We start from the raw sequence: 12,645 nt of genomic DNA, 5'->3' as shown, positions 1-12,645 counted from the left end.
CCATGGGACAGCTGCCGGCGACGACATCGCCCGAGAGCATCCCGGGGACGGACCTGGCCGCACCCGGGCAGCAGCCCGCCGGGGACCGGCCGGCATCCGGGGGCGCCGAACTGGTCCTGCACCGAGTGCGCAAGCAGTTCGCCGGCTTCGCGGCCGTCCAGGCCACGGACCTGACGGTCCCGGCCGGTGAGTTCTTCGCGCTGCTGGGCCCCTCCGGTTGCGGAAAGACCACCACCCTGCGCATGGTGGCCGGCCTGGAGACGCCCACGGCCGGCAGCATCCGGATCGGTGGACGCGACGTGACCTCCCTGCCGTCCTACAGGCGGCCGGTCAACACCGTCTTCCAGTCCTACGCGCTCTTCCCCCACCTGTCCGTGAAGGAGAACGTGGCCTTCGGGCTGCGCCGCCGGCGGGTGCGGGACTGGAGGGGCCGGACGGAGGAGTTCCTGCGACTGGTGGAACTGCACCACCTGGCCGACCGTCGTCCCGCACAGCTCTCCGGCGGGCAGCAGCAACGCGTGGCGCTGGCCCGGGCCCTGGTCAACCAGCCGGAGATCCTGTTGCTGGACGAACCCCTGGGCGCCCTGGACATGAAGCTGCGTCGGCAGATGCAGTCCGAGCTCAAGCGGATCCAGGCCGAGGTGGGCCTGACGTTCATCCACGTCACCCACGACCAGGAGGAGGCCATGTCCATGGCCGACAGGATGGCCGTGATGAACGAGGGCCGCATCGAGCAGATCGGCAGGCCGGAGGACCTCTACCACCTGCCGCGCACCGCCTTCGTGGCCAACTTCCTCGGCCGGTCGAACCTGATGGCCGGGACCGTCACCCGGGGAGGTGGCGGCACGGACCCCCTGCTCGAGGTGAACGCGTCCGGCCACCGGCTCGCGGTGCACCGGGACCGGGCGGTCTCCACCACCGGAGAGGTCCTGGTGGGCATCCGGCCGGAGAAGATCCACATGCGTGCGGCGGGGGCGGACCCGGACGGTGCCACCGCGAGCGGGGGAGTGAACCGGGTGGCCGGGACCGTCACGGACGTGGCCTTCACCGGGGTCTCCACCGAGTACCGCGTCGAGGTCCCGGGACTGGGCGAGCTCGGCGTCTTCGCCCAGAACCGCGGCGAGGACCTGATGCGGCCCGGTGACGCCGTCGGGCTCTCCTGGGACCCGGCCCACGCCTTCGGCCTGGACGGGCGGCAGGACGCGGCGGCCGGGGACGGCGCGGTATGACCTCCCGGGTGGCGGGCCGCTCGGGGCGGCAGGCCGGATTCGACCGGGCGGCTGCGCTCGCGGACGGGACCGCGCCGGCCCGCGGCCGGGCCGGGTACGGACTGGTCAGCCCCGGGCTGGTCTACCTGCTGGTGTTCTTCGTGCTGCCGGTCTTCACGCTGCTGGCCACCTCGCTGTACGTGAAGCCGCCCGGGGCCGAGGTGGGCCAGTTCGTCCCCGCCCTGGAGTTCGGGAACTACGCCGTGGTGCTGGGCGGGTACTGGCCGGAGCTGCTGCGTTCCTTCGGCTTCGCCCTGCTGGCCACGGTCCTGTGCCTGGTGATCGGCTACCCGATGGCCTACCTGATCGCCGTGCGGCTCCGGGGGCGGGCCTTCGTGCAGGGGCTGCTGCTGGTGCTGCTGATCGCACCGTTCTTCACCTCCTTCGTGCTGAGGACCCAGGCCTGGAAGCAGATCCTGGCGGACGAGGGGTTCCTGGTCCAGGCCCTGAAGACGCTGCACCTGATGCCGCAGGGTGCCTCCCTGACCGCCACGTCGGTGGCGGTGGTGGCGGGACTGACCTACAACTTCCTGCCGTTCATGGTGCTGCCGATCTACGCGAACCTCCAGGCCCTGGACCACCGGCTGCTGGAGGCGGGCCGGGACCTGTACGGCAGCGACCTCACGGTCTTCCGGACGGTCACCCTGCCGATCTCCGTGCCCGGCGTGCTGGCCGGGACCCTGCTGACGTTCATCCCGGCCTCGGGGGACTTCGTCAATGCGGCCATCCTGGGCAACAACCGGAACACGACCATGATCGGGCAGGTCATCGACTCCAAGTTCATGCGCGTGCTCGACTATCCCGGTGCGGCCGCGCTGTCCTTCATCCTCATGGTGACGATCCTCGTGCTCGTGACCCTCTACGTGCGCAGGTTCGGCACCAGGGACCTGGTGTGAACGGAAGGCAGGGACCGACATGACCAGTTCCGGGACGACCACCACGACGCCGGTCCCCCCGCCGGCCGGCAGGCCCGCCTCCGCCGCACCCCGCGCCACCGGGGGCGGGCCAGACGGTCCCCCGGACGGCGGGACGGTGGGCTCGCGACTGGGCCGGGCGATCGGGCGCTGGGCCGTCCCGGTGCTCGGCGGCCTGGCGTTCATCTACCTGCTGGTCCCGATCGCCTACATCTTCGTGTTCTCCTTCAACCAGCCGGCCCGCACCAACCTGACCTGGCGGGGATTCACCTGGGAGAACTGGCAGAACCCCTGCGGGGCGCCCGCGGTCTGCGCGTCGGTGCAGACCTCCCTGCAGGTCGGACTCGTGGCCACGGCGATCGCCCTGGTCCTGGGCACCCTGCTGGCCTACGGGCTGGGACGCTACGCCTTCCGGTTCCGCGACGCCGCCGGATTCCTGATCTTCCTGCCGCTGGCCACCCCGGAGGTGGTGCTGGGCGCCTCCCTGCTGTCCCTCTTCCTGAACGTGGGGATGCACCTGGGGTTCTGGACCGTGGTGCTGGCCCACGTGATGTTCTGCATGTCCTTCGTGGTCGTGACCATCCGGTCCAGGGTGTCCACCCTGGACCCGCGGCTGGAGGAGGCGGGACGGGACCTCTACGGGTCCCCGGCCCAGGTGTTCCTCCGGGTGACCCTGCCCCAACTGGTGCCGGGCATCCTGGCGGCCGGGCTGCTCTCCTTCGCGATGAGCTTCGACGACTTCATCATCACCAACTTCACCTCCGGCACCCTGGAGACCTTCCCGAAGTTCGTCTACGTGGCGGCCGCCCGGGGCATCCCGGCAGAGGCCAACGTGATCGGTTCGGCCATGTTCCTCATCGCCCTGATGGCGGTGATCGTCATCCAGCTGGTCTCCTGGCAGCGGCGGCGGATGACGGCCGGGCCGCGCTGACGTGCCGGCGTCCTCCCGCGGAAGGCCCCCGGACATGGGATACTCACCTCCATGGACGGTGGGGAAGACGTTGACAACGTGGAGTCGGGCGGGGCTGACGGCGAGGTCCGCTGGCTGACGCCGAAGGAACGCCGGGCCTGGCTGAGCATCGTGGCCACCCACATGCAGCTCATGCCGGCCCTGGAGGCGGACCTCCACCGTGAGGGGCCGGTCAGCTTCTTCGAGTACCAGGTCCTGGCCATGCTCTCGGAGAACGACGGCCCGCTGCCCATGAGCGAGCTGGCGGCCCGGACCAACTCCTCGCTGTCCCGGCTCTCGCACGTGGCCCGGAAGCTGGAGGCCAGGGGCTGGATCCACCGCCGGCCCTCCACCGAGGACGCGCGGGTCACCCTGGCCGAGATGACCGATCTCGGCATGGACGAGGTCGTCCGGATCGCCCCCCACCACGTGGCCAGCGTGCGCGCCTGCCTGCTGGACGTCCTCGATGACGAGGACCTCGAGGACATCGGGCGGATCGGGGCCAAGATCCTGGGCCACCTGGAACCCGGGCACTGGGTGTTCCGTGACCCCGTCCTGACGTCCGCCGGCCTCACCCCGTCCTGATCGCGCCGGTTTGATCGCCGTGACGCCGTGCCCTAAGATAGAACGGCGTCAAGCCACGCTGTGTCCTCGCGCGCCCGGTGCCTGCACCGGGAGGAGAGGGCGTCGGAAAACAGCGTGACTCCCGCACATCGGATCCCGCGTCCGCCATCCGGCGACGCGCGGGGCTCACCGTCTTCCCCAGCGATCAAGGGCGCTTCGGTTGGTTCTCACCCAGCCTGGTTATCCCTTCGGAAAGTCGCAGTAAGAGCGCGGTGTCACAACTGGTGGCGGGACTCGTGGTGCGCCGGTCCGACCGGAGGCTCCACAGCGGGTTCCGCCCGTTCTTTTACTACTACTTGCAACGAGGAGTGATCATGGCAGCACACTGCCAGGTAACCGGGGCTGGGCCGGGCTTCGGCCACAGCATTTCCCACTCGCACCGTCGCACCAAGCGTCGGTTCAACCCGAACATCCAGAAGAAGACCTACTGGGTGCCGTCCCTGCGTCGCAACGTGACGCTGACCCTGTCCGCGAAGGGCATCAAGACCATCGACGTGCGCGGGATCGACGCCGTCGTCGCCGACCTGATCGCCAAGGGAGTGAAGCTCTGACATGGCCAAGGACAAGGACGTACGTCCCATCATCAAGCTCAAGTCCACCGCCGGCACCGGGTACACCTACGTGACCCGCAAGAACCGCCGCAACAACCCGGACCGCATCGTGCTCAAGAAGTACGACCCGGTGGTCCGCCAGCACGTCGATTTTCGAGAGGAGCGCTGAGGCATGGCGAAGAAGTCCAAGATTGCCAAGAACGAGCAGCGTAAGGTCATCGTGGCCCGCTACGCCGAGAAGCGCCAGGAACTGAAGAAGACCCTGGTGGACCCCAACGCCTCCGACGAGGCGCGCGAGGCAGCTCGCGTGGGCCTGCAGAAGCTCCCCCGCGACGCGTCCCCGATCCGCGTGCGCAACCGCGACGCCATCGACGGCCGCCCGCGCGGCACCTTCCAGAAGTTCGGCATCTCGCGTGTCCGCTTCCGGGACATGGCCCACCGCGGTGAGCTGCCGGGCATCACCAAGTCGTCCTGGTGATCCACGCGCCGGTGCTCATCGCCGGCCAGGGTGCCTGAACGGCGCCGCCTGATCCACACCGGAAGGGGTGGCAGACCACATGGTCTGCCACCCCTTCCGGCGTTCCGGGGCCCGTCCTCTGTCCCGACCGGCCCCGCGCCCGGGTGCCGTTGCGCAGGCCTGGGCAGTGGGTGCCGGGACGTCCGGAGGGCCCGAAAAGGACCCGAATGGTGGGAATTCGGACATAAATCACCGGAAATCCGCGTGTTCCGGCGCCTCTAGGCCATGTCGGGGGCCTTCCGGGTGGTAGCTTTCCAACCATGTGCCCGGCCCCGCCGGTCCGGGCTTGAACGAATCACCACCGACGTCCAGGAGGACACATGGCTATGAACCGCAGCGAACTGGTTGCCGCCGTCGCCGAGAAGAACAACCTGTCCCAGTCCGCCGTGAACGGCGTGCTGGACGCACTCTTCGAGACCTTCGCCTCCCAGGTCTCCAAGGGCGAGAAGGTCAGCATCCCCGGCTGGCTCTCCGTCGAGCGCACCGACCGTGCCGCCCGCACCGGCCGCAACCCGCAGACCGGTGAGACCATCCAGATCCCGGCCGGCCACTCGGTCAAGATCTCCGCTGGCTCCAAGCTGAAGGCCGCTGCCACCGGCAAGTGACCTGCCGCAGGCCTGACGGCTCCAGCCGTTCACCACAGGGCGTCCCGCCACGGCGGGACGCCCTGGGCGTTTAACCGGCCAGATCGTTTTTCTACGCTCGGTAGAACTCGCGTAGCATGGGAGATCGTCAGAACGAGAGCGTTCCAAGGGTCTCGACGCGGTGGGAGGTGGACGTGGTGGAGCACCGTCCCCTGAGTTCCGCGCGGCACCGTCCCGCGATCCGCAGTGCCGGGCCGGGCCGCCTGCGCGGCCCGGCCCGGCTGCTGCGCGGTTGGGCCGCCGCTGTCGTGGCCACCCTGGTGGCCGCCGGGTCCCACACCCTGGCCTCGAGCACCGAACCCGGACACGACGCCGGCCCCGCGCCGGTCGTCTGGATCCTCACCCTGGCCCTGGCCGGGCCGCTGTGCACCGCACTGGCCGGCAGGGCCCTGTCCTGGTGGCGGCTGGGGTCCGCCGTGGCGTCCAGCCAGTTGCTCTTCCACTGGCTCTACTCGCAGTCCGCGGTCCTGCCGGGTCACCCGGCCGGCCCCGTGCCGGCGGACCCCGCCGGGCACGCCGCCCACGCGGGTCATCCCGGACTCGCCGCCCAGTCCGTCCAGGTTCCACCGTCCTCCCCGGCCGTCGAGGCCTCCCAGCCCGCCGCTGCGCCGGGCCTCGTCGACGGCCCCCTCCCCGGGGCCGAGGCGCTGCAGTCCGCGGACCACTCCAGCCTGGCCATGGTGGCCGCCCACGTGCTGGCAGCGGTGGTCACCGTGTTGCTGCTGCGCCGCGGGGAGGCGATGGCCGCCCGCGTGGTGGAGCTCGCCGTCGGGTTCGTCCTGCAGGCCCCGGGCGCCCGCTTGGCCCGCTGGGTCCCCGCGGTCCGTCGACCGCGTCTGCCGTCCCGTCCCCTCGCCCCGGTGCTGCGCGCCGGGGCGGTCGTGTCGTCCGCTCTCCGGTTGCGGGGTCCGCCGGTGCCAGCGCTGTCCCTCTGACCGCTGACACCCCCACCTGCCCGGCGCCGAGTACGGCCCGGGACCGCAAAGGACACCATGAACCCCCCTGTCTCCCCGCTGCACCCTGCCCTGGACGCCGACGCGTCCACCGCCCGGACCGCCCGCGCCGCCCGCTCAGCCACCGACCGGACGGCCGGCACCCGGCCCGCCGGCCGGCGTCGGGCCCCCCGCCGACGCCTGGGCGGCGTCACCGCCGCGGCCCTGCTCGCCCTGTCCGCGGCCACCGCCGCGGCACCCCCGGCCCTGGCGCACGACCAGCTGCTGTCCACCACCCCCGAGGCCGGGGCCACCGTCACCGCGGCGCCGGCCGAGCTGTCCCTGACGTTCTCGGGCACCCTCATCACCGGCCAGGGCATCCAGAACCTCGTCACGGTGACGGACGAGGCCGGGCACCAGTGGCAGGACGGTGCCGCGCAGGTCGCCGGCCCCGAGCTGACCTCGGCCCTGTGCGAGGGCATGCCCAACGGCGACTACGACGTCGCCTACCGGGTGGTCTACTCCGACGGCCACTCCGAGGCCAAGCAGTACGGCTTCACCGTGGATGACCCCTCGGCCCCGGACACGGCGGTCCCGCAGGACTGCGGCGTGCCGAACCCGGATGCCCCGGTCGGCAGCGGTGAGGGGGCGACGTCGGCCGATGCCGCCTCCCCGGGCGGCGCCACCGGTGACGTGGCCTCGGCCGATCCCGGTGCCGAGCCGGCCCCGGCCACCCCCGGCGCCCCGGACACCACCGGCACCCCGGACACCACCGGCACCCCGGACACCGACGGCCCGGCGGACGGGCAGGCGACCGCCGCGGACTCCGCCACCGCCGAGACGGCCAGCGAGGCAGTGCCCGCCTGGGTGTGGGTCCTCGGGATCCTGGGCGCGCTCGTCGTGGCCGCGGCCGTCACGCTCGTCTTCCGCCGGGCCCGGGCCATCGACGACGCCCCCGGCGGCCGGCCGGGTTCGGAGGGCTGAGCGATGAGGACGGCGTTGACCGCGCACCCTGTATTGACCGCGCACGCTGTATTGACCGCGCACCCTGTCCGGCGTCGCACCCGGCCCGCCCCTCGCCGGTCCGCACTCGCCCTGCCCGCCCTCGCGCTGGCCGGAGCGCTGCTGCTGACCGGTTGCGCCCAGCCCGCCCCGCAGGCGGCCGGGCCGGCCTCGTCCGAGGCCGCCGCCGGGGCTGTCACCGGCACCACCGGTAGCCCCATCACCGTCACCGACCCGTGGGCGAAGGCCACCGAGGAGGCCATGACGGGTGTGTTCGGGACCGTGCAGAACGCCTCCGACCGGGACGTCAGGATCACCGGGGCCAGCACCGACCTCGCCGCGACGGCCGAACTCCACGAGACCGTTGACGACGGGACCGGCGCGACCCTCATGCGGGAGGTCCAGGGCGGTCTCACGATCCCGGCCGGCGGCAGCCTGGAGCTGGTGCCCGGCGGCCACCACATCATGCTGATGGGGCTGCGCCGGGACATCGCCCCGGGTGACGTCGTCGAGGTCCGGCTGGAGTTCGAGGACGGCCGCACCCTGGTGCTGACCGCCCCGGCCAAGGAGTTCGCCGGCGCCCAGGAGGAGTACCGGGGGACCGGGGAGATGGACGCCGGCGGGGAGACGGACGCCGGTGGACACGCGGGCGCCGAGGGTGAGGGCACGACCCCCGCCGTCCAGGGCCATGGCGACCACTGAACCGTCCCGCCGCGCCCTGCTGCTCGGGGCCGGCGTCGCCGGGGGCGGGCTGATCGGCACCGCCCTCGGCTACGCCACCGGGGCCACGGGCCCCGGCCCCGTCCCGACGGACGCCTCCCCGGCGTCCGCCGGGACGGGCGGCCCCCCGGGGGCCGGGCCGGCCGACGTCGGGACCCCGGCCGGGGCCCCGGTGCAGGCCCCCGGATGGGCGGAACCGGGCGGTGAGGCCGGCCGGGTGGCGGTCTCCTCCCCGGTGGGCACGGACACGGTGCCGTTCCACGGCCCCCGGCAGGCCGGGATCGACACCCCGGCGCAGGCGCACGCGATCTTCCTCGCGCTCACGCTGAAACCCACCACGGACCGCCCGGGGATCCAGCGGATGCTGCGGCTGCTCTCCGACGACGCAGCCCGGCTCACCCAGGGCCGGGCCACGCTCGCCGACACCGAACCGGAACTGGCCGCCACCCCCGCGCGGATGACCGTCACGTTCGGGTTCGGCCCGCGGCTGCTGCAGCGGGCCGCGCCCGCCCTGGCCCCGTCCTGGCTGCGGCCGTTGCCGGCCTTCGGCATCGACCGGCTGCAACCGGCCTACACCGGTGGGGACCTGCTGCTGCAGCTGTGCGGGGACGACCCGATGTCCCTGGCCCACGCGCGCCGCATGCTGCTCAAGGACGCCCCCGCCTTCGCCGAGGTGCACTGGGTCCAGACCGGCTTCCGCGGAGCGCGCGGGACCCAGCCGGACGGGACCACCATGCGCAACCTGTTCGGCCAGGTCGACGGCACCGCCAACCCGGCCCCGGGGTCGGCGGCCGCGGAGCGCATCGTGTGGGGCGGGGGCAGCGGCCCGCTGCGACTGACCCCCTGGGTGCCGGGCGGCACCTCGCTGGTGCTGCGGCGCATCGCCATGGACCTGGACTCCTGGGACGGACTCGACCGCCCGGGCAAGGAACAGGTCATCGGCCGCCGTCTCGGCACCGGGGCGCCCCTGACCGGCACCGCCGAGCACGACGCGCCGGACCTGGGCGCCGTGAACGGCCTCGGGTTCCCCGTCATCTCCGAGGTGGCACACCTGCGCCGCTCGCGCACCGCCAACCCGGACCATGCCATGCTGCGGCGGGCGTACAACTACGACGACGGCCCGGGGGAGTCCGTGAGCAACACCGGGTTGCTGTTCGCGGCCTACCAGTGCGACGTGGACCAGCAGTACGTGCCCATCCAGCGCCGGCTGGCCGAGTCCGATCACCTGAACCTGTGGACCACCCCCGTCGGATCGGCGGTCTTCGCCATCCCACCCGGGTGCGACGAGGACGGATTCGTCGGCGACGTCCTGTTCGACCGGGCTGCGAGAGAATGGAACCCGTGACCTCCTCCCGCACCACCCCGCAGCGCCAGTCCCGGGCCGGCTCGGCGCCCACCCACGGCTCCACCCCGGCCGGTGGTGATCCCGGGACGACCGGCAGCGCCGGCGTCCCGGCCTGGGCGTGGCCGCTGGTGGGCATCGTGGCCGGTGCGGTGCTCGTGCTCGCGGCCTCCCTGGCCGGCGTGGTGTCCGCCGACGAGCTGTCCGACCCCGGTGCCTTCACCCGCTGGGGGCTGCCGGTGGCCAAGCTGCTCCACAACCTGGCCATGCCCACGGCGGTCGCCGCGCTGATCTTCGCCTGCGCCATCCTGCCCCCGCGCCGCGGTGAGGACGAGCACCCGGCGTTCACCCTGCTGATGCAGGTGGCGGCCGTGGCCGCCGGCGCCTGGACGGTGTCCGCGCTGGCCGTGATGCTGCTGTCCTACTCCGACCTCGCGGGCGTCCCACTGGACCCGAGCGCCACCTTCACCTCGGGACTCGTCGGATTCCTGCAGGACATCTCGGTGGGCCAGGCGTGGGTGGTGGTGACGGTGATCGCCGCCGTGGTCACCTCCCTGACCCTGGCCGTGCGCTCCGCCACCGGACTGGCGTGGACGGCCGTCCTGGCCCTGGTGGCGATCGTGCCGCAGGCCCTGATCGGCCACTCCGCCTCCGGTGACGACCACAACGGCGCCGTGAACTCCATCGGCCTGCACCTGCTCGGCGTGGTCGTCTGGGTCGGCGGACTGCTGGTGCTGATGCTGGTCTCCCCACGCCTCACCGGCCCGGACGGGGCCACCGGCCGGGCCTCCGCCCACCGCCAGGGCCCCGAGCCGCTGGTCTACACCGCGGTGTCCCGGTACTCGGTCCTCGCCGGGCTCGGCCTGTTCACCGTGGTGCTCTCCGGCGTGGTGAACGCCGCGATCCGGATGGACACCCTCGAACAGCTCACCAGCCCCTACGGGCTGCTCGTGCTGCTGAAGCTGATCGGCTCACTGCTGCTGGGCCTGGCCGGGCTGATGCACCGGCAGTGGATCATCCCCCGGCTGGCCACGGGCACCACCGCCCCGCCGCCGGCCGCCCGGCGCCTGCTGTGGCAGCTGATCGCCGTGGAGGCCGCCGTCATGGCCGGCATCATGTCCCTGGCCACCGTGCTCGCCCGGACCTCTCCGCCCGTGCCGGAGGAGACCGCCCCGGACGCCTCCCCGGCCCGCATCCTCACCGGTTACGACCTGCCCCCGGAACTGACCTTCGAGCGCTGGTTCACCACGTGGCGGTTCGACTGGCTCTGGGTGGCCATCATCGCCTTCCTGGCCCTCTGGTACGTCAGGTCCGCCGTCCGGCTGTACCGCCGCGGGGACTCCTGGCCGGTGCTGCGCATCGCCTCCTGGCTCGTCGGCCTGACCATCCTGTTCTGGGTCACCTCCGGGGCCCCGGCGGTCTACGGCAAGGTCCTGTTCAGTGCGCACATGGTGGCGCACATGACGCTGACCATGATCTCCCCGCTGTTCCTCGTGCTCGCCGCCCCGGTGACCCTGGCCCTGCGCTCGCTGCCCACCCGCACCGACGGCTCCCGCGGGCCGCGCGAGTGGATCCTGGCGATCGTGCACTCCTGGTGGGGACGGTTCATCACCCACCCGGGCGTGGCCGCGGTGAACTTCGCCGGCTCGATCCTGGTGTTCTACTACACCCCGTTCTTCGGCTTCGCCCTGAACGAGCACCTCGGCCACGAGTTCATGAACGTGCACTTCCTGCTCACCGGGTACATCTTCGCCTCGGTGATGATCGGGATCGACCCGCTGCCGCGCACCGTGCCGTACCCGATGCGCCTGGTGCTGCTGCTGGCCACGATGGCCTTCCACGCGTTCATCGGGGTCGCCATGACCTCGTCCGAATCGCTGCTCCAGGCCTCCTGGTTCGGTTCCACCGGCCGGCCGTGGGGACTGCCTGCCATCGACGACCAGCAGATCGGCGGGGCCATCATGTGGGGCATCGGCGAGGTGCCCACCGTGATCATGGCCGTGATCGTCGCGGTCATGTGGTCCCGGTCCGACGCCAAGGAGACCAGGCGGCTGGACCGCAAGGCCGACCTGAACGACGAGGCCGAACTGAAGGCCTGGAACCGGATGTACGCACAGCTGGCCGAAGACGACACCACCACCGGAGGAACCCCGCGATGACCACCCCGATGCGCCCCCGGAGCGCCCGTCCCGGCCGGCTGGTCGTGGCCGGGACCCTGCTGGCCGCGGCGCTGCTCGCGACCGGCTGCTCGGCGTCCCCGGAGGGAGCCGCACCCGCCCCCTCCGATCCGCACGGCACCGCGGCGCCCGGCCAGCCGTCGTCGGGCACGGCCTCCGCCGCCGCCACGGACGCGGAGGCCACCGCGCAGGCCTCCGACGCGCGGGCCGACCAGCGGGCGGTGGGCGCGGCGGCCGAGCGCGCGGCCAGCTTCGGGTTCACCCAGCAGGTCTCCGCCACCGACGCGGAGATCCAGCGGACCCGCGAGGAGTCCCGGTTGCGCCAGACGAACACCTCGGGGACCACGGTGGAACCGGCCGGGTGCAAGGCACCGCTCACGGCGGTCGACTGGTCGCCGATCCTGCTGCCCGGTGCGGACGCCTCCCGCCTGGACTTCGGCTCGGAGGGCTTCACCGGCACCGGCAGCGTGGAGGTCGCCTCACTCGAGGACCCGGAGGTGCTGGAGCGGCACCTGGCCAACGTCGAGCGGCTCGTGACGGACTGCCCCGACCTGACGATGACCGTGACGAACGAGAACCTGCAGAAGAGCACCTTCGACGTCACGGCCCGGGCCTCCCGGTCCGACGGCGCGGACGTCGACTCGGGGCTGGTGTGGACCCGGACCCCGGCAGGCGGGGGAACGGAGACCACCGCCCAGGTGCTGATCGGCCGGGCCGGGGACCACGTCGTCATGGTCTCCTTCATCGGGCAGCCCGAGGTGGCCGGCGAGGAGTTCACCACCATCGGCGAACAGGTCCTGGCCGCCGCCGTCGGATCGCTGTGACGGGTTCCTGAGCCGTCAGGCGCGGGAACCGACGAGGCGCATCACGGCGGTGCGCCAGCCCACCCGGACCGTCCCGGCCGGGTGGGGGTTCACGGGCGGCCGGGTTGCTGACAGGATGGCGGAATCGACGTCCCGGCGTCCCGCCGCACACAGGTCCTGACCGGCTGAGGCCTGGAGGGGT

General features: G+C 72.5%; 14 protein-coding genes. All 14 read left to right on the top strand.

Annotated features, from left to right (window positions below; all coding sequences use genetic code 11):
- Window positions 1-2 precede the first annotated feature (2 nt).
- The 14 genes from GGQ69_RS10995 to GGQ69_RS10930 all read left to right on the top strand — a co-directional run bounded on the left by GGQ69_RS10995 (window position 3) and on the right by GGQ69_RS10930 (window position 12,464).
- Window positions 3-1,229 carry an ABC transporter ATP-binding protein gene (locus GGQ69_RS10995; RefSeq protein ID WP_183527954.1) on the top strand — a complete coding sequence of 409 codons (1,227 nt, stop codon included), beginning with the start codon at window positions 3-5 and terminating at the stop codon, window positions 1,227-1,229.
- The gene (locus GGQ69_RS10990; RefSeq protein ID WP_183527952.1) at window positions 1,226-2,164 is read left to right on the top strand and encodes an ABC transporter permease; all 939 of its coding nucleotides are present in this window, start codon (window positions 1,226-1,228) and stop codon (window positions 2,162-2,164) included. Before GGQ69_RS10995 ends, GGQ69_RS10990 begins: the two co-directional genes overlap by 4 nt.
- A gap of 19 nt (window positions 2,165-2,183) precedes the next feature.
- Window positions 2,184-3,113 (top strand): ABC transporter permease, encoded by a 930-nt coding sequence (locus GGQ69_RS10985; RefSeq protein WP_255459484.1) that lies wholly within the window; start codon window positions 2,184-2,186, stop codon window positions 3,111-3,113.
- A 51-nt stretch (window positions 3,114-3,164) separates the two neighbouring features.
- Window positions 3,165-3,716 carry a MarR family winged helix-turn-helix transcriptional regulator gene (locus tag GGQ69_RS10980; RefSeq protein ID WP_183527950.1) on the top strand — a complete coding sequence of 184 codons (552 nt, stop codon included), beginning with the start codon at window positions 3,165-3,167 and terminating at the stop codon, window positions 3,714-3,716.
- A gap of 353 nt (window positions 3,717-4,069) precedes the next feature.
- On the top strand, window positions 4,070-4,306 hold the full coding sequence (gene rpmB, locus GGQ69_RS10975) for a 50S ribosomal protein L28 (protein WP_067189728.1): 237 nt from the start codon (window positions 4,070-4,072) through the stop codon (window positions 4,304-4,306).
- Between the two features lies 1 nt (window position 4,307).
- Window positions 4,308-4,475, top strand: coding sequence for a 50S ribosomal protein L33 (gene rpmG, locus GGQ69_RS10970; RefSeq protein WP_010145439.1), 168 nt, complete (start codon window positions 4,308-4,310; stop codon window positions 4,473-4,475).
- Window positions 4,476-4,478: 3 nt separating this feature from the next.
- Entirely contained in the window at window positions 4,479-4,784 is a 306-nt protein-coding gene (gene rpsN / locus GGQ69_RS10965; protein ID WP_010145440.1) for a 30S ribosomal protein S14, read from the top strand.
- Between the two features lie 359 nt (window positions 4,785-5,143).
- The gene (locus tag GGQ69_RS10960) at window positions 5,144-5,428 is read left to right on the top strand and encodes an HU family DNA-binding protein (RefSeq protein ID WP_029139339.1); all 285 of its coding nucleotides are present in this window, start codon (window positions 5,144-5,146) and stop codon (window positions 5,426-5,428) included.
- 116 nt (window positions 5,429-5,544) lie between these two features.
- On the top strand, window positions 5,545-6,402 hold the full coding sequence (locus GGQ69_RS10955) for a hypothetical protein (RefSeq protein ID WP_255459483.1): 858 nt from the start codon (window positions 5,545-5,547) through the stop codon (window positions 6,400-6,402).
- Between the two features lie 57 nt (window positions 6,403-6,459).
- Entirely contained in the window at window positions 6,460-7,383 is a 924-nt protein-coding gene (locus GGQ69_RS10950) for a copper resistance CopC family protein (protein ID WP_183527948.1), read from the top strand.
- Between the two features lie 3 nt (window positions 7,384-7,386).
- A complete protein-coding gene (locus GGQ69_RS10945) occupies window positions 7,387-8,103 on the top strand; it encodes a copper chaperone PCu(A)C (protein ID WP_183527947.1) in 717 nt (238 codons plus the stop codon).
- A complete protein-coding gene (locus GGQ69_RS10940; RefSeq protein WP_183527945.1) occupies window positions 8,090-9,466 on the top strand; it encodes a Dyp-type peroxidase in 1,377 nt (458 codons plus the stop codon). The genes GGQ69_RS10945 and GGQ69_RS10940 overlap by 14 nt, the downstream gene beginning before the upstream one ends.
- Window positions 9,454-11,622: a bifunctional copper resistance protein CopD/cytochrome c oxidase assembly protein gene (locus GGQ69_RS10935; RefSeq protein ID WP_183527943.1), complete on the top strand. Its 2,169-nt coding sequence runs from the start codon at window positions 9,454-9,456 to the stop codon at window positions 11,620-11,622. The genes GGQ69_RS10940 and GGQ69_RS10935 overlap by 13 nt, the downstream gene beginning before the upstream one ends.
- Window positions 11,619-12,464: a hypothetical protein gene (locus tag GGQ69_RS10930; protein WP_183527941.1), complete on the top strand. Its 846-nt coding sequence runs from the start codon at window positions 11,619-11,621 to the stop codon at window positions 12,462-12,464. The genes GGQ69_RS10935 and GGQ69_RS10930 overlap by 4 nt, the downstream gene beginning before the upstream one ends.
- Window positions 12,465-12,645 lie beyond the last annotated feature (181 nt).

The sequence above is a fragment of the Micrococcus sp. TA1 genome (assembly GCF_014199555.1).
In the GTDB taxonomy this organism is placed as follows: Bacteria; Actinomycetota; Actinomycetes; order Actinomycetales; family Micrococcaceae; genus Citricoccus.
The sequence above is the reverse complement of the archived record's forward strand: the minus strand, read 5'-3'. Positions and strand labels throughout refer to the sequence as shown.

Coding starts and splice junctions, on each gene's coding strand:
- GGQ69_RS10995 (WP_183527954.1), top strand. CDS start 3: ATGGGACAGCTGCCGGCGACGACATCGCCCGAGAGCATCCCGGGGACG.
- GGQ69_RS10990 (WP_183527952.1), top strand. CDS start 1,226: ATGACCTCCCGGGTGGCGGGCCGCTCGGGGCGGCAGGCCGGATTCGAC.
- GGQ69_RS10985 (WP_255459484.1), top strand. CDS start 2,184: ATGACCAGTTCCGGGACGACCACCACGACGCCGGTCCCCCCGCCGGCC.
- GGQ69_RS10980 (WP_183527950.1), top strand. CDS start 3,165: ATGGACGGTGGGGAAGACGTTGACAACGTGGAGTCGGGCGGGGCTGAC.
- rpmB (WP_067189728.1), top strand. CDS start 4,070: ATGGCAGCACACTGCCAGGTAACCGGGGCTGGGCCGGGCTTCGGCCAC.
- rpmG (WP_010145439.1), top strand. CDS start 4,308: ATGGCCAAGGACAAGGACGTACGTCCCATCATCAAGCTCAAGTCCACC.
- rpsN (WP_010145440.1), top strand. CDS start 4,479: ATGGCGAAGAAGTCCAAGATTGCCAAGAACGAGCAGCGTAAGGTCATC.
- GGQ69_RS10960 (WP_029139339.1), top strand. CDS start 5,144: ATGGCTATGAACCGCAGCGAACTGGTTGCCGCCGTCGCCGAGAAGAAC.
- GGQ69_RS10955 (WP_255459483.1), top strand. CDS start 5,545: ATGGGAGATCGTCAGAACGAGAGCGTTCCAAGGGTCTCGACGCGGTGG.
- GGQ69_RS10950 (WP_183527948.1), top strand. CDS start 6,460: ATGAACCCCCCTGTCTCCCCGCTGCACCCTGCCCTGGACGCCGACGCG.
- GGQ69_RS10945 (WP_183527947.1), top strand. CDS start 7,387: ATGAGGACGGCGTTGACCGCGCACCCTGTATTGACCGCGCACGCTGTA.
- GGQ69_RS10940 (WP_183527945.1), top strand. CDS start 8,090: ATGGCGACCACTGAACCGTCCCGCCGCGCCCTGCTGCTCGGGGCCGGC.
- GGQ69_RS10935 (WP_183527943.1), top strand. CDS start 9,454: ATGGAACCCGTGACCTCCTCCCGCACCACCCCGCAGCGCCAGTCCCGG.
- GGQ69_RS10930 (WP_183527941.1), top strand. CDS start 11,619: ATGACCACCCCGATGCGCCCCCGGAGCGCCCGTCCCGGCCGGCTGGTC.